The organism is Pseudomonas sp. Root401 (assembly GCF_001425105.1).
Taxonomy (GTDB): Bacteria; Pseudomonadota; Gammaproteobacteria; order Pseudomonadales; family Pseudomonadaceae; genus Aquipseudomonas; species Aquipseudomonas brassicacearum.
This window is the reverse complement of sequence record NZ_LMDO01000015.1, coordinates 77,211-98,473: the sequence shown is the minus strand read 5'-3', so window position 1 is coordinate 98,473 and position 21,263 is coordinate 77,211. Positions and strand designations below refer to the sequence as shown.

Below are 21,263 nucleotides of genomic sequence, written 5' to 3'. Positions count from 1 at the left end.
CGGCAATAGCTACTTTGTTCATGGCAATGGTCTCCGATAGGCCCCCTGCGAAAGCTTAGTGGGCAATCGCAGGGGGCGGCGGGGGTAGCCATTTCATTAGGGGATCTGCGGCGCTTGCAAAAATGACTTTTCTAGCCTGAATGTGAGTCGCTCCCGATTCTTGATGTCGATCAATTGCAACCCTGCCTTTTGCCCGTACTCTCCACTGCATATTGTGTTTGAAGCTATCAAAAAGCCTATATGTAGTGTCTGGAGCCAAAATGCAGAGCACGTTGATCTCAGTAGGGTGTAACCGCTTGCACAAGCGCGATGGCAGTGTGGTTGCCTTTGATGCGGACAAGATCCGCCAGGCGCTGATCGCCGCCGGCAAGGCCACTGGCGAATATGCCGAAGTCGAGGCCGAGGCGTTGCTCGAGGCGGTGTTGGCGCGGTTGGAAGGGCAGACGCGGTTGAACGTCGAGCAGATCCAGGACCGTGTCGAACGGGTACTGATGGACGCCGGTTTCTTTCTCTCCATGCGTGCCTATATCGTCTATCGCGAGCAACACGGACGCCTGCGTCGGGATCGTCGCACACTGGTGGAAGTCGCCACGTCGATGAACGAATACCTGGATCGCGAAGACTGGCGTGTGCAGGCCAACGCCAACCAGGGGTATTCCCTTGGCGGGTTGATCCTCAACGTATCGGGCAAGGTCACCGCCAACTACTGGCTCGACGAAGTCTACAGCCAGGCCATCGGCGAGGCGCACCGCGAGGCTGACCTGCATATCCACGACCTGGACATGCTCGCCGGCTACTGTGCCGGTTGGTCCTTGCGCACCCTGTTGCACGAAGGCCTCAACGGCGTGCCAGGGCGGGTCGAGGCCGGGCCGCCCAAGCACCTGAGCAGTGCCTTGGGACAGATGGTGAATTTCCTCGGTACCCTGCAGAACGAATGGGCCGGCGCCCAGGCGTTCAGCTCGTTCGACACTTATCTCGCGCCCTATGTGCGCAAGGACCAGCTCAGCTACGACGAGGTCCGCCAGTCGTTGCAGGAGTTCATCTACAACCTCAACGTGCCGTCGCGCTGGGGCACGCAAACCCCGTTCACCAACCTGACGTTCGACTGGGTCTGCCCACAGGATCTGCGCGAACAGATCCCGATCATCGGCGGCGAAGAGATGCCGTTCGCCTACGGTGACCTGCAAGCGGAAATGGAGCTGATCAACCGCGCCTACATCGAGGTGATGCAGGCCGGCGATGCGAAAGGCCGAGTGTTCACCTTCCCGATCCCGACCTACAACATCACCCACGACTTCCCATGGGACAGCGAGAACGCCGACCGGCTGTTCGAAATGACCGCCCGCTACGGCTTGCCGTATTTCCAGAACTTCCTCAACTCGGACATGCAACCCAATCAGGTGCGGTCGATGTGCTGCCGCCTGCAACTGGACGTACGTGAGCTGCTCAAGCGCGGTGGCGGCCTGTTCGGCTCGGCGGAACAGACCGGTTCCCTGGGCGTGGTGACGATCAACTGCGCCCGCCTGGGCTATCTGTACAAGGGCGACACCAGTGCGTTGCTGCAACGCATCGATACCCTGATGGAACTGGCGAAAGAGAGCCTGGAGGTCAAGCGCAAGGTCATCCAGCATCACATGGATGCCGGCTTGTACCCTTACACCAAGCGCTACCTGGGCACCTTGCGCAATCACTTCTCCACCATCGGCGTGAATGGCCTGCACGAAATGCTGCGCAATTTCACCGATGACCAGCAAGGCCTGCACACCGAGCAAGGCCGGGAATTCGCCCTGAAACTGTTGGATCACGTGCGGGCCACGCTGTTGCGATTCCAGGAGGAAACCGGCCACCTCTACAACCTCGAAGCCACGCCTGCCGAGGGCACCACGTACCGCTTCGCCAAGGAAGACCTCAAGCGCTACCCGGACATCTTGCAGGCCGGCAGCCCGGTCGCACCCTACTACACCAACTCGTCGCAACTGCCGGTGGGCTTCACCGAAGATCCGTTCGAAGCCCTGGAGCTGCAAGACGAACTGCAATGCAAATACACCGGCGGCACCGTGTTGCACCTGTACATGGCCGAGCAGATTTCCTCCACGCAGGCCTGCAAGCAGTTGGTGCGCAAGGCCCTGGGACGTTTCCGCCTGCCGTACCTGACCATCACGCCGACCTTTTCCATCTGTCCGGTGCACGGCTACCTGGCCGGCGAACACGAGTTTTGCCCCAAATGCGACGAGGCCTTGCTGCTGCAACAACAGCGCCAGGGCAGCGTTCACTGATCCGATCCATCGACCGCAAGGAGCTTCACCCATGAATGCATCGCAAAGCCTTCCCCAAGCACAGCGTCAACGTTGCGAAGTCTGGACCCGAGTGATGGGTTATCACCGCCCGGTGGCGGCCTTCAACCCAGGCAAGCAGTCCGAGCATCGCGAGCGGGTGCACTTCACCGAACGCGCGGCCGGGCGTCCATGAGTCGAGTGCTACGGGTCGGGGGCATGGTGCCCCTGACCACTCTCGATTATCCGGGCCAACTGGCGTGCGTACTGTTTTGCCAGGGCTGTGCCTGGCGTTGTCGTTATTGCCATAACCCGCAACTGATCCCGCCGCGTGGTAGCGAGGAGGTGGAGTGGTGCCGGGTATTGGCCTTCCTGCAGCGCCGTCAGGATCTGCTCGACGCTGTGGTGTTCAGCGGCGGCGAGCCAACCTTGCAGGACGGCCTGGCGCCGGCCATGGAGGAAGTGCGGCAGATGGGCTTTCGCATCGGCCTGCACAGCGCCGGCATCAAGCCGGCGGCCTTCGCCAAAGTGGTCGGGCTTGCCGACTGGGTGGGTTTCGACGTCAAGGCCTTGCCCGAGGATGCCCTGGACGTGACCCGTGTCGAAGGCAGCGGTGCCGCCAACTGGCGCAGTCTCGACCACCTGCTGGCCAGCGGCGTGGATTATGAATGTCGCACAACGGTGCACTGGCATCTGTTCGACCCCGAGCGGTTGCTGACCCTGGCCCGACGCTTGAGCGAACGCGGCGTCACGCGGTTCGCCGTGCAACTGGTGCGCACTGCGCGGATGCTCGACCCCCACCTTTCCAGCGTTTCGGCACAAGCCTTGCAGCCTGAGCTGTGGGCCGCCATGCGCGAGTTGTTCCCCTCGTTCGTCTTACGCAGTTGAGCGAGCGCCGGGATGAACGACCGACAGCGGCCCGGGATGACCGGGCCACACTTTTTCAAGGTTTTCAAATGCGCTGCCAACCGGCAGGTAGTTGAACAGGGAGCATTTGATATGACCAGACTCACCACCGCCCAACGCATCGTGATCGGCTTTGCCATCGCGCCACTGGCCTTGATTGCCTTGGCGCTTTACGCCTTGAGCGACCTGGCGATGCTGCGCGACCAGGCCGAGCAGATCGTCAGGCAGGATTGGCCGAAGATCGACCCGATCATGGTGATCGCCACGGGCGTGCGCGATAACGCCAGGAATACCCGGGATTTGTTGATCGACAAGAACAACACGCAAGTCCAGCAATCCATCGACGCCACCCGACAACGGATTACCCAGGCCTTCGCCACGCTGGAGCCGCTGTTCGATCAGCCTGAAGGCAAGGCCGCCTATGCCGAGTTGAAAAAGCGTCGCGAGGCCTATGTGGCGGCTTTCGTCCAGGTGCAGGCGTTGATCCGCCAGGGCGCGACGGACGAGGCGATGACGCAGCTCAAGCAGGGCGTGATTCCGGCGGAGCTTGAGGTATACAAAAGCCTCGACGGGATGATGGCGATGCAGGGCAAGGTCTTTGTCGAACGTGAACAGTTGGCCCAGGCGCGCTACAACGATGCGCGGCGCAACATGCTGGCGTTGGTGCTGGCTTGCCTGGCCCTGGTAACGACCGTGGCGGTCCTGGTGACCCGCAGCGTGACCCGTCCCCTGGGTGGTGAACCCAATGACGCGGCGCGGGTGCTTAACCTCATCGCCCAGGGCGATCTGACGATCAGCGTGCCCGTGGGTGTCGGCGCCAATGACAGCGTGATGAGCAACATGCACGACATGCAGCAGAGTCTCAACAGCATGGTCCGGCACATTGCGGCCTCGGTGGATCGGGTGGCCAGTTCCTCCGAAGAACTGAGCGCGGTGAGCAGCCAGACCAGCAGCACGTTGCAGTTGCAAGGGCATGAAATCGAACAGGCTGCCGCGGCCGTGAACCAGATGACCGCCGCAGTGGACGAAGTGGCGCGCAATGCGGTGAGCACCAGCGAAGCCTCGCGAGTGTCCGAGCAAACGGCCCAGCGTGGTCGTGAACAGGTCCAGGAAACGGTGGCTTCCATTACCGCGCTGGCCGAAGGTGTGACAGACAGTTCCGGGCGAATCCAGCAATTGGCCGGACGGGTACAGGACATCAGCTCGGTGCTGGATGTGATCCGCAGCATTGCCGAGCAGACCAATCTCCTGGCCCTGAACGCCGCCATCGAAGCCGCCCGTGCCGGCGATGCCGGGCGTGGCTTTGCGGTGGTGGCCGATGAAGTCCGGGCGCTGGCTCATCGGACCCAGGATTCGACTCGGGAAATCGAGGGCATGATCGGTAACATCCGCCTGGACAGCGGGCATGCGGTGAGCTCCATGCAGCACAACAGCGAACTGGTGCAAGCCACGCTGCTAGTGGCCCAACGCTCCGGCGATGCCCTGGATGAAATCGCCCATTCGATCTCGCAGATCAACGAGCGCAACCTGATGATCGCCAGCGCCACGGAACAGCAGGCGCTGGTGGCGCGAGAGGTGGACCGTAACCTGGTGGGTATTCGCAACCTGTCCGAACAGGTCATGCTGGGCGCCCGGCATACTGATACAGCGGGCCAGGACCTGGCGCAGATGGCCGGCTCACTGCATGAGACGGTGGCGCGGTTCAAGGTCTAGATCGCTTATTGCGGGGCGAGATGTCCCTGGAAAAGATGGCTAAATAAATCATCCAAGACAGTTGCTCCCACAAGGACCTTGTATCGTGTCCGGATGCTGTGAGCCCCCACAATCCCCTGTGGAAGCGAGCCTGCTCGCGAAAGCGTTGGGTCAGCGTGTGGTGATGTGCAGTGCTGGCGTCATCGCGAGCAAACTCGCTCCCTCAGAGGAAACGCGGTCCTACCAAGAACCAGGTCGGCTATAAGGCCGCCTCGGGGTGGACGTTGATCTCGGGCGCCCCGTTAACCACGCTGGCCGAACGCAGGCATGCCGAGCCTAGGCGAGGCACCAAGTGGTGGGGCTGAAGCGCTTTGGTTACTTTCAACTGGGCCGGCTTCCGGGCTTTTCGAAAGTGACCCGCCGCTGGGTGGAACCATAAGCAGCGGTGACCTAAATAACGGATATTCACCCCAAGTCAGGAATGCTCCACAACCGGATTCGTAGCCCTCAACCGCGGCCCGACCGAACGACGAACCACACTAAGAACAGCCAACGTCGCAACCACCAACCCAGGCGAAGTCGCCAACAATACGGCCGTGGTCCCACCCCCAGCCGCCAGGATCTGCCCGGCAGCCAGAGGCCCGGCCACCGACCCCAGGCGTCCGATGGCCACCGCCGCACCAACCCCCGTCGCACGTACGGCCGTAGGGTAGGAGGGCGGCGCCAAGGCGTAGAGGACCAATTGCGCAGCCATGACAAACAACCCAGCGGCGAACCCGGCAATGGCCATCGGCACAATACCGACCGACAACCCGACCCCGGCCAGGGCGCTCAGCAGGCCGGCATAGACGAACAGCACCACCTTGATGCCATTGCAACGGTCCAGCAACAGGCCGCCGAGCAACGAGCCAAGCGCTCCGCCGATGTTGAACAGCATTTGCACCAGGCCGGCCTGGGGTTTGCTGAAGCCCTGTTCCAGCAGCAACGATGGCAGCCAGTTGAGCAACATGTACATCACCGTCAGGGTGAAGAAATAACTCAGCCACAGCGCCAAGGTGGTGCGGCCACGACCTTCACCGAACAGCGCCTGGGCGGTGGAGCCGCGCGATGAGCCGCCATCCTGCGCCTGGCGAAAGGCGCTTGATTCGGGGAGCCACAGGAGCATCAGCGGGACCACCAGCAAGGGCGCCAACCCACCGATGAAAAACGTCATCTGCCAGTGCTCGCCAAACAACATGGCGACCACTGCCGCCAACGCACCACCCAACGGAACGCCGGCATACATCACGCTGATGGCCGTGCCCCGGCGCTGCTCGCCCACGGCTTCGGCGCACAGGGCAATGAGGTTGGGCAGGGCGGCGCCCAAGCCCAGGCCGGTCATGAAACGCACCAGCAAGAGGCTGGAGAAGTGTTCGACATAAGCGGTGCTGAGGGAAAACACGCCGAACAGCAAGACCGCGGCGACGAGGATTTTCTTGCGACCGATGCGATCAGCGATCCAGCCACCGAAGAACGCACCTGGCAACAGCCCGATGATCCCGGCGCTGAATACCCAACCCATCATTTTCGGGTCGAGGGCAAACGTCTGTCGCAGCCCTGCGGCTGCGGTACCGGCTGACTGAAGGTCGAAACCCTCGATCAGCGCGACGATAAAACACAAGGCGATGGTCAGCGTCGCACGACGCGCCGGACGGTTCATGGCAAATCCTCTTATTGTTTTTGTGAGGGACACCGGCTCTGAGGATAACCGGCAGCTGCATTTAAGATTAACAAAGCTAACTAAAAAATGAATGATGCCGATGCGGAGTCATAAACTGGCCAGATCATTATAAAAATCAGGGGCTTGGTACGAATCTTCAAGTCAGTTGGTAAATTAGTTAATGATATTAATGTTCGATTATCGGTCATTGTTGATTGACGAAGCCCCCGTGCGGTTTCCATTCTTGGTTCCCACGGCCCTCAGCACCAAGGTTGGGCCGAACAAAACAACAATAAGTGGATATCGAACATGCCAAACCTTGCTAGGGCCGCCCTGACGGCGCGCCCTGTTTCATCGCTCGTTCATCTGCTGGCCTGTCTCGGGCTGAGCCTGGGGGCTGCCGCCTTGCGGGCGGAGGGCTTCATCGACGACAGCCACGGCACCCTGACTCTGCGCAATTACTACATGGACCGCGACTACAAGGACGACGGCGCCAAGACCGCGGCCAGGGAGTGGGCTCAAGGTGTGTTCATGAACGTCGAGTCGGGGTTTACCCCCGGGGCGGTTGGGTTCGGCCTCGACGTGAGGGGATTGCTGGGCATCAAGCTCGACTCGTCGCCTGACCGAAGCGGCACCGAACTGTTGCCGGTGTCGAGCAGCGACAAGCGCGCGGCGGATGAGTATTCGCGCCTGGGCGTGACCGGCAAGCTGCGTTTCGCGCAAACCACGGTGAAGACCGGTGATGTGTCGATCTTCCTGCCGTTTGCCTTTGCCAGCCCATCGCGGCTGCTGCCGCAGACCTTTCGCGGGACGACCCTCAGTTCCAAGGACATCGACGGCTTGACGTTGAACACCGGTTATATCGATCGCATCGCCCGGCGCGATTCCACCGACTACCAACCGATGAGCATCGCCTCGCCCAACCGTCGTTTCAACGGTGCGGCGACGTCTTCCCATATGGCGTACGTGGGCGGCGACTACCAGGTCAACAAAGACCTCAGCCTGCGGGCTTATCACGCCGAAGTGGCGGATTTGTATCAACAGAACACCCTGGCGTTATTGCATAACCTGCCCTTGGGCGATGGCGTCCTGACCACCGACCTGCGCAGTTTTTTCAGCGACGAAGACGGCGCGGCCAAGGCCGGCAAGGTGGATAACCGCAATGTCTCGGCGCTGGTCGGCTATCGCCTGGGTGGCCATCGCGTGAGCCTGGGCTACATGCATTCCAGTGGCGATACGGCCACGCCTTATGTGTCCGGCACCGAGCTGATGGGCTTGAGCGAAATGACCATGAGCTCGGACTTCCTCAATGCCAAGGAACGCACCTGGCAGGCGATCCATGACTACGACTTTGCCGCCGTGGGCGTGCCGGGCCTGCGGAGTCGGCTGCGTTATGTGCGTGGCGATCACATCGAACTGGCGGCCCTCAATGCCGAGGATCGCAAGGAGCGCGAGTTCCAGATGGAGCTGGGGTACGTGATCCAGGGCGGCCCGCTGAAAAACGTCGGGCTGCTGGCGCGCAAATCGATCTATCGCAACGACTTCCCGGGTACGGCGGCGTTTCGCGACGAGAACCAGACCCGATTCCTGGTGACGTACAGCGTGCCGATCTGGTGAGTTTACAGGTGCCAGGCTTGCTCTTGTGGGAGCAAGGCTTGCCCGCGATGAAAGCGCTGCGGTTTTTCAGGAATCGAGGTGCCTTCGTCGCGAGCAAGCTTTGCTCCCACATAGCGGGAGCAAGCTCCCTCGCCACAGGGGAGCGGTGTCCTTTATTGGTAAACCTTCTTCAACAACCGCAGCAACTCCTCACGCTCAGCTCCTGAAAGGGTCGCCGTGGAGTCAAGGTCACTCTGCGCGGCGATTTGTTTCAGTTCCTTGAGCAAGGTTTCGCCAGTCTTGCTCAGGAAAATCCCGTAGGAGCGTTTATCCGGCTTGCACCGCACACGCACGGCCAGGGCCCGGCTTTCCAACTTGTTCAGCAGCGGCACCACTTGCGGCGGTTCGATCGTCAGGGCCTTGGCCAGGTCGGCCTGCATCAGGCCGGGATTCTGGTCGATGATCGCCAGGGCCGAGAACTGGGCAGGGCGCAGATCGTGGACGGCAAGCCGGCCAATCAGGTTCTGGAACAGTTTCAACTGGGCGCGACGCAGGGCGTAACCGATCAGGTCGTCCAGCGCGGAGTCCAGCGGCGCTTGCGCGTCGGTACCAGCGGCCAGGGGCTCGGCGGGTTCGGCAAGCTTGGAAGACTTGGCCATCGAAGTGAACTTCCTCAAGGTAAGTGGTTAACAAGGCTATCCAGTTTGCCGGGGTTGCGGCGCCCTGGCTATGGGCTCGCGCATATTCGAGATTTGTAACCCTCGATCCAGGCCCGGAAAAATACAGATAAATCGATTAATAGTTAATTGACATAACTAATTTTCCGGTTTAGTTTTTGATCATCTTCAGCCAAGAACAAGAGAGCACGCATCATGAGCAATTACGAAGGTCGCTGGAAAACCGTCAAGGTCGATATCGAGGAGGGCATCGCCTGGGTCACCCTCAATCGCCCGGAAAAACGCAACGCCATGAGCCCGACCCTCAACCGCGAGATGATCGACGTGCTCGAGACGCTGGAGCAGGATCCGGCCGCTGGCGTATTGGTGCTGACCGGGGCCGGTGATGCCTGGACCGCCGGCATGGACCTCAAGGAGTATTTCCGCGAAGTGGATGCCGGGCCGGAAATCCTCCAGGAGAAAATCCGTCGCGAAGCCTCGCAATGGCAATGGAAGCTGCTGCGCATGTACGCCAAGCCAACCATCGCCATGGTCAACGGCTGGTGCTTTGGTGGCGGTTTCAGTCCGCTGGTGGCGTGCGACCTGGCGATCTGCGCCGACGAAGCGACCTTCGGTCTCTCGGAAATCAACTGGGGCATCCCGCCGGGCAACCTCGTCAGCAAGGCCATGGCCGATACCGTGGGCCATCGCCAATCGCTGTACTACATCATGACCGGCAAGACCTTCGGCGGGCAGAAAGCCGCCGAGATGGGCCTGGTCAACGAAAGCGTGCCCCTGGCGCAGCTGCGTGAAGTCACGGTGGAGCTGGCGCGCAACCTGCTGGAGAAGAACCCGGTGGTGCTGCGGGCCGCCAAGCATGGTTTCAAGCGCTGCCGCGAACTGACCTGGGAGCAGAACGAGGATTACCTGTACGCCAAGCTCGACCAGTCGCGCCTGCTCGACACCGAAGGTGGCCGCGAGCAGGGCATGAAGCAGTTCCTGGACGACAAGAGCATCAAGCCGGGCTTGCAAACCTATAAGCGCTGAAACGATAGGCGAATGGCAGGCCGCATCCCGCTGTTCGCTGCGTCGCCCTGGCGTTACTGTTACACCGCTGCGATGTATTCCCGATAAAGACAATAAAGAGGAATCACCATGCTGGACGTGCCCCTGTTGATTGGCGGCCAGTCGTGCCCGGCCCGTGACGGCCGGACCTTCGAACGCTGCAACCCGGTGACGGGTGAGGTGGTGTCTCGCGTGGCCGCCGCCACCCTGGAAGATGCCGACGCCGCGGTAGCTGCTGCCCAAGCGGCGTTTCCCGCCTGGGCCGCACTGGCGCCCAACGAACGCCGGACGCGGCTGTTGCGCGCCGCCGAGCAGTTGCAAGCCCGCAGCAGTGAATTTGTCGCCGCTGCCGGCGAAACCGGTGCCATGGCCAACTGGTACGGTTTCAACGTGCACCTGGCGGCGAACATGCTGCGCGAAGCCGCTTCCATGACCACCCAGATCAATGGCGAAATCATTCCTTCGGACGTGCCTGGCAGTTTCGCCATGGCCCTGCGTCAGCCTTGCGGCGTGGTGCTGGGCATCGCCCCCTGGAACGCTCCGGTGATTCTCGCCACCCGCGCCATCGCCATGCCCCTGGCCTGCGGTAACACCGTGGTGCTCAAGGCTTCCGAGATAAGCCCGGCGGTGCACCGGCTGATCGGCCAGGTCTTGCAAGACGCCGGGCTGGGGGACGGTGTGGTCAACGTGATCTGTAACGCACCTGCCGATGCGCCGGCCATTGTCGAGCGGTTGATCGCCAACCCGGCGGTGCGCCGGGTCAATTTCACCGGTTCGACCCACGTCGGGCGCATCGTCGGCGAACTGTCGGCGCGCCACCTCAAGCCGGCCTTGCTGGAGCTGGGCGGCAAGGCTCCGCTGCTGGTGCTGGACGACGCCGACCTGGACGCCGCGGTGCAAGCGGCGGCCTTCGGCGCCTACTTCAACCAGGGCCAGATCTGCATGTCCACCGAGCGACTGATCGTCGATGCCCGTGTGGCGGATGAGTTCATCACCCGCTTGACCGCCAAGATCGCCACCCTGCGCGCCGGCGATCCGACGGCCGCTGATTCGGTGTTGGGCTCGTTGGTCGACGTCAGTGCCGGCCAGCGCATCAAGGGGCTGATCGACGATGCCCTGGCCAAAGGTGCAACGCTGGTCACGGGTGGACAGTTGGAAGGCAGCATCCTGCAACCAACCTTGCTCGACGGCGTCACTGCGCAGATGCGCCTGTACCGCGAAGAGTCCTTCGGGCCGGTGGCGGTGCTTCTGCGCGGTGAAGGCGATGAAGAGCTGCTGCGCCTGGCCAACGATTCCGAGTTCGGCCTGTCGGCCGCTATCTTCAGTCGCGACACGAGCCGTGCTCTAGCCTTGGCCCAGCGGGTCGAGTCGGGCATTTGCCACATCAACGGGCCGACCGTGCACGATGAGGCGCAGATGCCCTTCGGCGGGGTCAAGTCCAGCGGTTACGGCAGCTTTGGCGGCAAGGCGTCCATCGAGCATTTCACCCAGCTGCGTTGGGTGACCTTGCAGAACGGTCCCCGGCATTACCCGATCTGAAACCCGTCGCATCGCGGGCGGTCGAGCCTTGAACGCCGTCGCCCCTGATGCAGGCCAGAATAATAATGACAAGGCCGCAGCCTAGTGCTGCCACGCTCCGCTCGCATCGCGACCCGAGTGTGCCTTGGTGGAGGAAATGTACGTGAGTTCCGAGTCCAGATCGTCCTCCCGACCCGAGGCCGGGCGGTATCGCCAGGTGTCGATTGGTCATCCTGCCGTCGAAGTCCGGGAAGAGCGTGGCATCTTGCACATGCGTTCCCTGGAGCCCCTGGCCCCGCTGCCGACGCGATTGCTCGAGCGCCTGGTGCACTGGGCCGAGGTGCGCCCGGAGCAGACGTTTATCGCCGCCCGTGAAGCCGGCGGTGACTGGCGTCGCGTCAGTTATGCCCAAATGCTCGACAGTGTCCGGGCCATCGCCCAAAGCCTGCTCGGTTACGGTTTGTCGGCGGAAAAACCCTTGGCGCTGCTCTCCGGCAACGACATCGAGCACCTGCAAATGGCCCTCGGCGCGATGTACGCCGGTATTCCCTATTGCCCGGTATCGCCGGCCTATTCATTGCTGTCCCAGGATTTCGCCAAGCTGCGTCACGTCTGCGATCTGTTGCAACCGGGGCTGGTATTTGTCAGCGAAGCCGCACCGTTCGATCGGGCAATCACTGCCGTATTGCCGGCGGACGTGCCCTTGATCACGGTGCGTGGCGAGATAGCTGGCCGGTCGAGGACAAGCTTCGCCAGCCTGCTGGCCCAACCCGGTGGCGTGGAGGCCGAGCAGGCGTTCGCCGCCACCGGCCCGGACAGCATCGCCAAGTTCCTGTTTACCTCGGGCTCCACCAAACTGCCCAAGGCCGTGATCACCACCCAGCGTATGCTTTGCGCCAATCAGCAGATGCTGCTGCAGACCTTTCCGGTGTTCGGCGAGGCGCCGCCGGTGCTGGTGGACTGGTTGCCGTGGAACCACACGTTCGGTGGCAGCCACAACGTTGGCATCGTGCTGTACAACGGCGGGACGTTCTACCTGGATGACGGCAAGCCCACCGCCCAAGGCTTCGCCGAAACCCTGCGCAACCTCAAGGAAATTTCACCGACCGCCTACCTGACCGTGCCCAAGGGTTGGGAGGAGTTGGTCAGCGCCCTGGAGCGGGACGGTGAGTTGCGCGAGCGCTTTTTCAAGCGCATCAGCCTGTTCTTCTTTGCGGCGGCTGGCTTGTCCCAAAGCACCTGGGACCGGCTCGACAAGGTCGCCGAACAGCATTGCGGCGAGCGTATCCGCATGATGGCGGGCCTGGGCATGACCGAGGCGGCGCCGTCCTGCACCTTCACCACCGGGCCGTTGTCCATGGCCGGCTACATTGGCCTTCCAGCGCCTGGCTGCGAGGTGCGGCTGGTGCCGGTGGATGGCAAGTTTGAAGGGCGTTTTCGCGGGCCGCACATCATGCCCGGCTACTGGCGCTCGCCGCAGCAGACTGCCGAAGTGTTCGACGAGGACGGTTTCTATTGTTCGGGGGATGCGATCAAGTTGGCCGATGCCAGCAATCCGCAACTGGGGTTGATGTTCGATGGGCGGATCGCCGAGGATTTCAAATTGTCTTCCGGTGTCTTCGTCAGCGTCGGGCCGTTGCGCAACCGGGCGGTGCTGGAGGGCACGCCCTACGTCCAGGACCTGGTGATTACCGCCCCGGATCGCGAGTGCCTGGGGGCGCTGGTGTTCCCACGGCTTGCTGAATGCCGGCGCTTGTCAGGCCTGGGCGCGGACGCCAGCGACGCCCAAGTCCTCGCCAGCCCGCCTGTGCGCCAATGGTTCGCCGACTGGCTGCAACGCCTGAACCGCGAAGCCAGCGGCAACGCCAGTCGCGTGGAGTGGATCGCCTTGCTCGATGAACCGGCGTCCATCGACCGCGGTGAAATCACCGACAAGGGCTCGATCAACCAGCGGGCGGTGTTGCAGTGGCGGGCGGGGAAGGTCGAGGCGCTGTATCGCGGGGAGGATGTGTCGATCCTGCGGGCGGGACCTGTGGCTTAAAGCAAGACCTTGTGGATGTTCATAAGTGGCAGGCTCATCCACAAACTCCTGTGGGAGCAAGCTTGCTCGCGATAGCGGTGGTGCAGCAGCAGAGATGTTGCCTGACACACCGCCATCGCGAGCAAGCTCGCTCCCACATGAGGTCTGGGGCTGGTTTGTGATATTTAACGCCGTCCTAGCAACAAACCCACCACCAGCCCGAAACCGGCGGAAATCGCCACGGTCTGCCAGGGGTGGCCGCCAATATAGACTTCAGTGGCGTCGACCATGGGGCGGGTGCGCTCCCGTGCGCTGGCGACCGAATCAAGCGCTTGTTGCAGTTTCTGGGAGATCTGGCCGCGCAGGTCGTCAGCTTCTTCACCCACCAGTGAGGCACTGCTTTTGAGCAGCTTCTCCGATTCTTCGATCAACGCCTTCAGTTCGCTGAAGGCTTGATCCTTGATTTGCTCTCCATTCGCTTGCACGGTGCTTTTACGGGCCATTGAAGTACTCCTTGCTGATGATGGCATTGATCAATGGAGTGCTGCGCTTGTGCAAAAGTTGCAACGTTTGGCCTTGTCGGCGCAGCCCACCACAAATCGTGGTTAAGACGTTTCCCTCCAAGGTGTAAGATGGCGCCTATTTACGCAACAGGTAATTTCCATGAGCTTCAATCTGGCTGACAAGCCCCTGGCCGAGCGCGCCGCGCTGGAAGACGAAAAATCCCGACTTTTTGAACTGTGGCAAAACAACCTGGGCAAAGCCAAGGGCGATGCTGCCCGCTTGTTCGGCGAACGCTCCAAACGCAAGGGCAAGTGGGCCGAGTGGGTGCGTGCCGAACTGGACGGCATGTCGCCGCCGGAGTACGCCAACATGGTGCGCAGTGAGGTCAATCGACTGATGGCTGCCAACAAGTAAGCCTCAGGCGAATGTTGCCGTAATGGCCTCGCGAACCTTGAGCATTGTCGGCTCCATTTGCGTGTGGGTTCGCCATCCCAGTTCGATGGGGTAGCGGGGCAATGCCAGGGGGCAGGGCAGCAAGGCCAGGCCGCTGAGGTCGGCGATGGCCCGGGCGGCATGGGTCGGGATGGTCGCCACGGCTTGGCTGCCCTTGAGCAGGAACGGCAACGCGGCAAAGTGGGTGGTCGAGGCGCAGACTCGCCGACTCAGGCCAAGCCCGGCCAGCCCTTCGTCGGTGATGCCGATGAAACCACCCGAAGACACCAGCAGATGTTCTCGGGCCACGAACGCCTCCAGGCTGAGGGATTGTTGGCCCTGCGCCAGGCTCGCCGGGTCCAGGAGGCAGGCGTAATCGCCTTCGCCCAACACCTGGCGGCTGAGCAACCGCTGGGCGAAACCGCCCGCTGTGATCGCCAGGTCAAGGTCACGCTCCATCAGGGCCCGGCCGACGATCTGACTGTGGGTCTGGCGGAAAATCAAGCGCAGGCCCGGCGCGCGGTGGGCCACTTCTTCGATCAGGCGTCGCCCATGGGCAATCTCGAAATCATCCGACAGGCCGACGATGACCGAGCGGCCTTCGTAATGGCTGGCATCCGGGTCGACCATCGCCAGGCTCTGGCGGCATTTATCCAGTGCTTCGCTGATCACCGGCTTCAGTTGGTTGGCCCGCAGCGTCGGCGCCAGGCCCCGGCCGGTGCGCACGAATAATTGATCGTCATACAAACCGCGAAGCCTGCGCAGCGCTGCGCTGATGGCCGACTGGGTCACGCCCAGGCGCACGGCGGCGCGGCTGGCGCTGGATTCGTCATGCAGGGCTTCGAAGGTCTTGAGCAGATTGAGGTCGATGTCGGCGATATTTATAAGGCTCATATCATTTAGCAGCATTCGGGGCTTTATTCATGATCGGCCGCTGCTTGAGAATCAGCAACACCTGATGATCAAGGAGTTGAAAAACCATGCCCAAATCCATTGTGGCTGCCCTGCAGATCGGCTCGTTGCCTGGCGGCAAGGGCGAGACCCTGGCACAGATCCTTTCCTACGAAGAGGCCATTCGCGAGGCTGGCGCGCGCTTGGTGGTGATGCCTGAAGCGCTGTTGGGTGGCTATCCCAAGGGCGAGGGGTTCGGGACTCAACTGGGTTACCGGTTGCCGGAGGGGCGCGAGGCGTTTGCCCGCTATTTTGCCAATGCCATTGACGTTCCCGGCGTTGAAACCGAAGCGCTGGCCGGGCTGTCGGCGCGTACGGGGGCGAGCCTGGTGCTGGGCGTCATCGAGCGTGTCGGCAGCACCCTGTACTGCACCGCGCTGTATTTCGAACCCGATGCAGGCTTGGTGGCCCGGCACCGCAAGTTGATGCCCACCGGCACCGAGCGGCTGATCTGGGGCAAGGGCGATGGTTCGACCTTGCCCGTGATCGACAGCCAGGTCGGTCGGGTCGGCGCGGCGGTGTGCTGGGAAAACATGATGCCGCTGCTGCGCACCGCGATGTACGCCAAAGGCGTGGAAGTCTGGTGTGCGCCGACGGTGGATGAGCGGGAGATGTGGCAGGTGACCATGCGCCATATCGCCCACGAAGGTCGCTGCTTTGTGGTCAGTGCCTGTCAGGTCCAGGCCTCGCCGCAGGCCCTGGGTATCGAGGTTGCGCATTGGCCGGCCGAGCGGCCGTTGATTGCCGGTGGCAGCGTGATTGTCGGGCCCATGGGCGATGTGCTGGCCGGGCCGCTGAAAGACACGGCGGGGTTACTGACCGCTGAAATCGACACCGATGAACTGGTGCGGGCGCGCTACGACTATGACGTGGTGGGGCATTACGCCAGGCCGGATGTGTTCGAGTTGGTGGTGGATGAGCGCGCCAAGCCCGGCGTGCGCTTCACGGCATGATTCACCAGCTGGCGGCGGAACCCGGCAGGTCGAGGGTTCCACGGTCAACGAAGCGCAGGGTGCCGAATACGCCGCCGGCGAGCTTGCCCTTGAGCACATAGGGCAGGTTGTCCAGGCTTTGGGTCTGGCTCAGGCCCAAGGTCTGGCGCAACACCGAAAACGCCGAAATGCTCACCGGGACACTGAGGATCGCCTCGGAAAAGCGCGGGATCGAACCGCTCTGGTCACTGACCCCCGTCGCCAGCGTACGGTCGTTGACCTCCAGGTCCAGCGCCACTCCGTTGTAGTCGATGGCGGTTTCGTTGGGGTTCTGCACGCGCAGTTTCACAGCGAAACGCACCTCCAGGCCCTCGTTGGGCAAGGGTTCGATGCCGACCACGTTGATGTTCAGCGGGTCACGGTGCGGGAAGAGGGCGCAGGCGCTCAGGCTGAGCAGTATCAGGAAAATGGAAAAGCCGAGGATTCTGCGCATGGATAGACTCTCAAGAAAGGAAAAAACTCGGAAACGATTGACTACGATAACCCACAGCGGCCCATGACAACGGCAAGCCACCCTGTGGGAGCAAGGCTTGCCCGCGATGAAGGCGATGCGGTCTTTCAGGAACCGAGGTGTCTGTTTCGCGAGCAAGCTTTGCTCCCACAGCCTTGCGGGGGCAAATTCCACCTTGCTCTGGGTCCAAACAAGGATCATGGCTCCTGACAGTTTCTGACACCAGCCTCTGCTAATCTGCGTCATCTTTTTCTTTGCGGACTGTCCATCGTGTCGCGTACCACACGTCTGCTCACTTTGCTGCAAGTCCTGCGCGGCAAGCGTTGCCCGGTCACCGCTGCGACGTTGGCGGGCGAACTGAACGTCTCCGAGCGCACCTTGTACCGCGACATTGCCGAACTCACCGCCCTCGGCGCGCCGATCCAGGGCGAGGCGGGCATCGGTTATGTCTTGCGCAGCGGCCTGTTCCTGCCGCCACTGATGTTCACCGCCGATGAAATCGAGGCCATTGTGCTGGGCTTGCGCTACGTCGACCAGCGCGCCGACGAGGTGCTGGGCAAGGCCGCCGCCGACGCCCTGGCGAAGGTCGCCGCAGTGCTGGCCCCCGATGTGCGAGACGCCTTGCGCAACCCCACGGTACTGCCGGGCCCACCGGGTTATGGCTATCCGCAGAACACGGTGGAACTGAATGTGTACCGCCAGGCCATTCGCGCCCAGGCCAAGCTGCATATCGATTACGCCGACGTGAACAAGACCCCGAGCCAACGCTTGATCTGGCCGCTGGCCCTGGGCTTTTTCAATGAAGCGCGGGTGGTGGTGGCCTGGTGTGAATTGCGCAGCGCCTATCGGACTTTTCGCACGGACCGGATTGCCTCTGCCACTGAGCAAGGCGAGCGCTATCCAGGCCGACGCAGCGACTTGCTGCGCGATTGGTTCGCGCTGATGAAGCTGGACGAAACCGGGCGTTTCACTCCTGACAAAAACTGACACAACGCTGTTCTAGCATGGTGCCAGATCGATAAAACAAGGAGCCGTACCATGTCCAATCCCGTCTCTTCCCTGGCCCCGGCCATCGCCGGCTACATCGCGGCCGCCAATGCCCGTGACAGTTCGGCGGTGACGCGTTTCTTCGCCGAGGATGCCAACGTGTTCGATGAAGGCCAGCACCGTGTTGGCACCCAGGCCATCGCCCAATGGATGGAAGACACCGCCCAGCGCTTCCAGCCGCGGGTGGAAGTCCTCAATGTGCAGCAACGCACTGGCAAGGTGCTGGTGCAGAACCTGATCTCCGGGACATTCCCCGGCAGCCCGTTGGAGTTGCGCTACACCTTCCGGCTCGATGAGCAGGGCAAGATCAGTCGGTTGGATATCTCAATCTAGGTTCTGCACCCAAGTATGTGGGAGCAAGCCTTGCTCCCACAGACCATTGCTCCCCTGCAATCGCCTGCCATGGCATACTCCCCACCTTCGTTTTCCGGACCCGGGCCGTATGACTTTCGACTCCCCCTTGAGTGCCTGGCAGCATGCCATCGAACACCACGGCTTCGTCCAGGACGAGGCCCAGGAACTGGCCATCATGACACTGGAGCAATGCCACCAGGCGTTGCACGAAGGTCGCAAATCGATCAAGGGCGTTTATCTCTGGGGCCCGGTGGGACGTGGCAAGACCTGGTTGATGGACCGCTTTTATGAAAGCCTCAAGGTGCCGGCCCGTCGACAACACTTCCATCATTTCATGGCATGGGTGCATCAGCGTTCGTTCCAGCTCACAGGCACACCGGATCCTTTGCAGGCCCTGGCGCGGGAGTTGAGTGCTGAAGTCCGGGTGCTGTGTTTCGACGAACTGTTCGTCAACGACATCGGCGATGCAATCATCCTCGGGCGCCTGTTCCAGGTGATGTTCGAGCTGGGCATGGTGATGGTCAGTACCTCCAACCTGCCGCCGGAAGAACTCTATGCCAACGGCCACAACCGTGAGCGTTTCCTGCCGACCATCACCGCGATCAATCGATATATGCAGGTCGTGCCGGTGAACGGTTGGCAAGACCATCGCCAGCACCCAGGCCAATTGCAACAGCGTTATTGGCTGCGCGATCCCGGGCAACCTGATCCGCTGGCCAATGTCTTCATCCAGCTGACCGCCGGGCAAGCGTCGAACAGCGCGCCGATCGAGGTCGGTCATCGCCTGCTTGAACCGGTCCAGGCCAGCGATACCGTGCTCTGGAGCCGTTACTCCAACCTATGCGAGCAACCGTTCTCGGCGCTGGACTTCATGGCGCTGTGCGACCGCTTCAGCGTCATCCTGCTCAGTGATGTGCCGTGCCTGAGCGCCGAACAACGCGAAGGGCGCATTGCCCGTGGCACCGAAGACGGTGTCGAACGGGTCGAGGCCGGTGATCGCGAATTGCCGCAGTTGTCGATCCATGACGATGGCGTACGGCGCTTCATCGCGCTGGTCGACGAGTGTTACGACCGCAAGGTGCCGTTGTGCCTTTCGGCCCAGGTGCCGATGGATGAGTTGTATACAGAGGGCTATCTGCAATTCCCGTTTCGCCGTACCCTCAGCCGCCTACAGGAAATGCAAATGCAACGTTTTGGTCAGCAAGCCTGACCCGTGTCTGGCTGACGGTATCGAGCCACGGTACTTCAGAAGTGTGAAATGAAAAGTTTATCGAGGAGGCTCGGCGATGGGGCTGAGGTATCTGCCAAATCGGAAAGCTTTCATTCGGAGTTTCCTTTAGGTTGAGTTGATTTTGGCCGAGCTGTATAGACCGAAAAAATCGGCAGTAGGGAAGGGCGCGAACGTTTGACATCACCCCTTTAAAGCATTTATTTTTCAGCCGCAGATACCAATTGGCCAGCTTTAATTAATAATAATTGTCATTTTCGTGGCCGATTAGGAGCAGTAACGTTTGCGCCCCATTTGGGTGCAGAATCAGCACACGCATGGCCGCATTGATGAGCTGCTATGACTGCCTGGCATTAGGACATCAGGATGCAACATTCAGAGGGAACGGAAATTGCTGGCTTTAGGAGAGTTTAGTGGGATTTTACAGTCGAGTACTGAAAAGCAATGGTTTGAGGAGTTAACCCGTTACGCGAAAAACTTGGGCTATACGGGGATTTTGTTCGGCTTGAAAAAAACAGGCGCCGCCCCCTTGGCATCAGCCGTCATACACTCCAACTATGATGAGGCTTGGAGAAGAAAATATGATGGGTCGGGTTACGCTTTCATTGACCCGGTAGTGGAACATAGTTTTACGAAGGTATTCCCCATTATCTGGCTTGAAAGTATCTACGAGACAAGTCAACAGAAAAATTTCTTTGAAGAGGCTTGTGTGCATGGACTTCGGAGTGGCATTACCCTTCCACTGCATGGCCCTGGCGGGGAAATGGGTACATTCAGCTTGAGTCTGGATAATATTCAGAACACGCCCCAGACGATCCGCCATATCTCTGATACTCTTCCGCAGCTTATGTTAATCAAGGAGTTGGCCCTGGGCAGCTATTTGCCTTACTTTCACACATCGAATCCACTGACCCAAACAATTTCGGAACTTTACCCTCTATCAAAAAAGGCGATAGAAATTCTAAAGTGGTGCGCCATAGGGAAAACCTCGTGGGAGATCGCTCGCATTTGTGTTTGTACAGAGGCGAATATTAACTTCCACTTGAACAAGGCGCGTCAGATTCTCGGTGTTAATAGTCGCAAGGCAGCGGTCGTTAAGGCTTATTCTCTCGGTATCATCGATATTTAGTCCGGCTCTTTGAACAGGTATTTTGGACCGCATTACGACACGGGCAATATATCGCTAAAGCGCAGCAGTCGACACTATCATTTTTGATAGCTGATCGATGAAATTATTTGAATTATTCTCCTCGGACATTTCGGCGAGGGGAAACAAATGCATTACTCATTGGGTTATAAAAACGAATTTGACAAGCAAGCCATTATTTCCATGTACAAGCTACGTGCTGATGTATTTAAAGTACGTAAAGGCTGGGCCATCGAAACTATAGATGGCATGGACATTGATGGTTACGACGCATTAGATCCTATTTACATGCTCATCAAGAGAACGTCTGAAGATAATGAGGTGCAAGGCTGCTGGCGTATTTTACCCACGTCGGGACCGTACATGCTCAAGCACACCTTCAGCGAGTTGCTAAATGGGGAAGAGGCGCCCTGTGCGGAAAACATCTGGGAACTAAGCCGATTTGCCATTAATGCTGAAAACAAACGAGTGATGAATTTTTCAGATATCACCGCCGAAGCGATAAAAACCATCATTGCCTTTGGTTTCGAGCAACAACTGGAAAGCTATGTAACCGTGACGACCGTCGGCGTAGAGCGAATGCTCATTCGTTCGGGCATTCATATCCAGCGACTCGGTCCGGCTCTGAAAATCGGCGTAGAACGTGCCGTTGCTCTGAAAATTCACCTATCGGAACAAACCAGAAAGGCCATATTGGAATAATACGACCTACCTGCCGAATAGAGAGCTTGC

Annotated in this window: 20 protein-coding genes; 15 read left to right on the top strand and 5 right to left on the bottom strand. The window is 60.5% G+C overall.

Going from position 1 to position 21,263, the window contains the following annotated elements; translation table 11 throughout:
• Positions 1 to 260 precede the first annotated feature (260 nt).
• From ASC85_RS14695 to ASC85_RS14680, 4 genes are all read left to right on the top strand, one after another.
• Positions 261 to 2,276, top strand: coding sequence for a ribonucleoside triphosphate reductase (locus ASC85_RS14695; RefSeq protein ID WP_057449998.1), 2,016 nt, complete (start codon positions 261 to 263; stop codon positions 2,274 to 2,276).
• Positions 2,277 to 2,307: 31 nt separating this feature from the next.
• Entirely contained in the window at positions 2,308 to 2,469 is a 162-nt protein-coding gene (nrdD, locus tag ASC85_RS14690) for an anaerobic ribonucleoside-triphosphate reductase (protein ID WP_003202433.1), read from the top strand.
• The gene (locus ASC85_RS14685; protein ID WP_057449996.1) at positions 2,466 to 3,161 is read left to right on the top strand and encodes an anaerobic ribonucleoside-triphosphate reductase activating protein; all 696 of its coding nucleotides are present in this window, start codon (positions 2,466 to 2,468) and stop codon (positions 3,159 to 3,161) included. The genes nrdD and ASC85_RS14685 overlap by 4 nt, the downstream gene beginning before the upstream one ends.
• Positions 3,162 to 3,272: 111 nt before the next feature.
• Entirely contained in the window at positions 3,273 to 4,892 is a 1,620-nt protein-coding gene (locus tag ASC85_RS14680; protein WP_057449994.1) for a methyl-accepting chemotaxis protein, read from the top strand.
• Between the two features lie 454 nt (positions 4,893 to 5,346).
• Here ASC85_RS14680 and mhpT read toward each other — a convergent pair whose 3' ends face one another.
• Complete coding sequence (mhpT, locus tag ASC85_RS14675) at positions 5,347 to 6,570, bottom strand: 3-(3-hydroxy-phenyl)propionate transporter MhpT (protein WP_057449993.1); 1,224 nt, start codon at positions 6,568 to 6,570, stop codon at positions 5,347 to 5,349.
• A gap of 309 nt (positions 6,571 to 6,879) precedes the next feature.
• Between mhpT and ASC85_RS14670 the strand changes: the two genes are divergently transcribed.
• A complete protein-coding gene (locus tag ASC85_RS14670) occupies positions 6,880 to 8,187 on the top strand; it encodes an OprD family porin (protein WP_057449991.1) in 1,308 nt (435 codons plus the stop codon).
• A gap of 152 nt (positions 8,188 to 8,339) precedes the next feature.
• Here ASC85_RS14670 and ASC85_RS14665 read toward each other — a convergent pair whose 3' ends face one another.
• Positions 8,340 to 8,825, bottom strand: coding sequence for a MarR family winged helix-turn-helix transcriptional regulator (locus tag ASC85_RS14665; protein ID WP_014338127.1), 486 nt, complete (start codon positions 8,823 to 8,825; stop codon positions 8,340 to 8,342).
• 213 nt (positions 8,826 to 9,038) lie between these two features.
• Between ASC85_RS14665 and ASC85_RS14660 the strand changes: the two genes are divergently transcribed.
• From ASC85_RS14660 to ASC85_RS14650, 3 genes are all read left to right on the top strand, one after another.
• Entirely contained in the window at positions 9,039 to 9,869 is an 831-nt protein-coding gene (locus tag ASC85_RS14660) for a p-hydroxycinnamoyl CoA hydratase/lyase (RefSeq protein ID WP_003202420.1), read from the top strand.
• Positions 9,870 to 9,977: 108 nt separating this feature from the next.
• Positions 9,978 to 11,426, top strand: coding sequence for an aldehyde dehydrogenase (locus ASC85_RS14655; RefSeq protein ID WP_057449989.1), 1,449 nt, complete (start codon positions 9,978 to 9,980; stop codon positions 11,424 to 11,426).
• 142 nt (positions 11,427 to 11,568) lie between these two features.
• Entirely contained in the window at positions 11,569 to 13,446 is a 1,878-nt protein-coding gene (locus ASC85_RS14650; protein ID WP_057450002.1) for a feruloyl-CoA synthase, read from the top strand.
• A 164-nt stretch (positions 13,447 to 13,610) separates the two neighbouring features.
• On the opposite strand, the gene ASC85_RS14645 is transcribed toward ASC85_RS14650, so the two are convergent.
• Positions 13,611 to 13,928, bottom strand: a complete 318-nt coding sequence (locus ASC85_RS14645; protein WP_014338130.1) for a DUF883 family protein — start codon at positions 13,926 to 13,928, stop codon at positions 13,611 to 13,613.
• Positions 13,929 to 14,088: 160 nt separating this feature from the next.
• On the opposite strand from ASC85_RS14645, the gene ASC85_RS14640 reads away from it, so the two are divergent.
• The gene (locus tag ASC85_RS14640; protein WP_003181187.1) at positions 14,089 to 14,343 is read left to right on the top strand and encodes a hypothetical protein; all 255 of its coding nucleotides are present in this window, start codon (positions 14,089 to 14,091) and stop codon (positions 14,341 to 14,343) included.
• A 3-nt stretch (positions 14,344 to 14,346) separates the two neighbouring features.
• Here the strand turns inward: ASC85_RS14640 and ASC85_RS14635 are convergent, their stop codons facing one another.
• Positions 14,347 to 15,255 carry a LysR substrate-binding domain-containing protein gene (locus ASC85_RS14635; RefSeq protein WP_057449987.1) on the bottom strand — a complete coding sequence of 303 codons (909 nt, stop codon included), beginning with the start codon at positions 15,253 to 15,255 and terminating at the stop codon, positions 14,347 to 14,349.
• Positions 15,256 to 15,341: 86 nt separating this feature from the next.
• On the opposite strand from ASC85_RS14635, the gene ASC85_RS14630 reads away from it, so the two are divergent.
• Positions 15,342 to 16,265 (top strand): carbon-nitrogen hydrolase family protein, encoded by a 924-nt coding sequence (locus tag ASC85_RS14630; RefSeq protein WP_003202409.1) that lies wholly within the window; start codon positions 15,342 to 15,344, stop codon positions 16,263 to 16,265.
• Between the two features lies 1 nt (position 16,266).
• On the opposite strand, the gene ASC85_RS14625 is transcribed toward ASC85_RS14630, so the two are convergent.
• Positions 16,267 to 16,737, bottom strand: coding sequence for an LEA type 2 family protein (locus ASC85_RS14625; RefSeq protein WP_057449985.1), 471 nt, complete (start codon positions 16,735 to 16,737; stop codon positions 16,267 to 16,269).
• A 288-nt stretch (positions 16,738 to 17,025) separates the two neighbouring features.
• On the opposite strand from ASC85_RS14625, the gene ASC85_RS14620 reads away from it, so the two are divergent.
• From ASC85_RS14620 to ASC85_RS14600, 5 genes are all read left to right on the top strand, one after another.
• Positions 17,026 to 17,742 carry a helix-turn-helix transcriptional regulator gene (locus ASC85_RS14620; RefSeq protein WP_018601589.1) on the top strand — a complete coding sequence of 239 codons (717 nt, stop codon included), beginning with the start codon at positions 17,026 to 17,028 and terminating at the stop codon, positions 17,740 to 17,742.
• A 51-nt stretch (positions 17,743 to 17,793) separates the two neighbouring features.
• Positions 17,794 to 18,135 (top strand): nuclear transport factor 2 family protein, encoded by a 342-nt coding sequence (locus ASC85_RS14615; protein ID WP_003202401.1) that lies wholly within the window; start codon positions 17,794 to 17,796, stop codon positions 18,133 to 18,135.
• A 109-nt stretch (positions 18,136 to 18,244) separates the two neighbouring features.
• Positions 18,245 to 19,366 (top strand): cell division protein ZapE, encoded by a 1,122-nt coding sequence (gene zapE, locus ASC85_RS14610; protein WP_057449983.1) that lies wholly within the window; start codon positions 18,245 to 18,247, stop codon positions 19,364 to 19,366.
• 409 nt (positions 19,367 to 19,775) lie between these two features.
• Positions 19,776 to 20,513 (top strand): helix-turn-helix transcriptional regulator, encoded by a 738-nt coding sequence (locus tag ASC85_RS14605; RefSeq protein ID WP_057449981.1) that lies wholly within the window; start codon positions 19,776 to 19,778, stop codon positions 20,511 to 20,513.
• Positions 20,514 to 20,660: 147 nt separating this feature from the next.
• Positions 20,661 to 21,233, top strand: coding sequence for an acyl-homoserine-lactone synthase (locus ASC85_RS14600; protein ID WP_057449979.1), 573 nt, complete (start codon positions 20,661 to 20,663; stop codon positions 21,231 to 21,233).
• Positions 21,234 to 21,263: the final 30 nt, after the last annotated feature.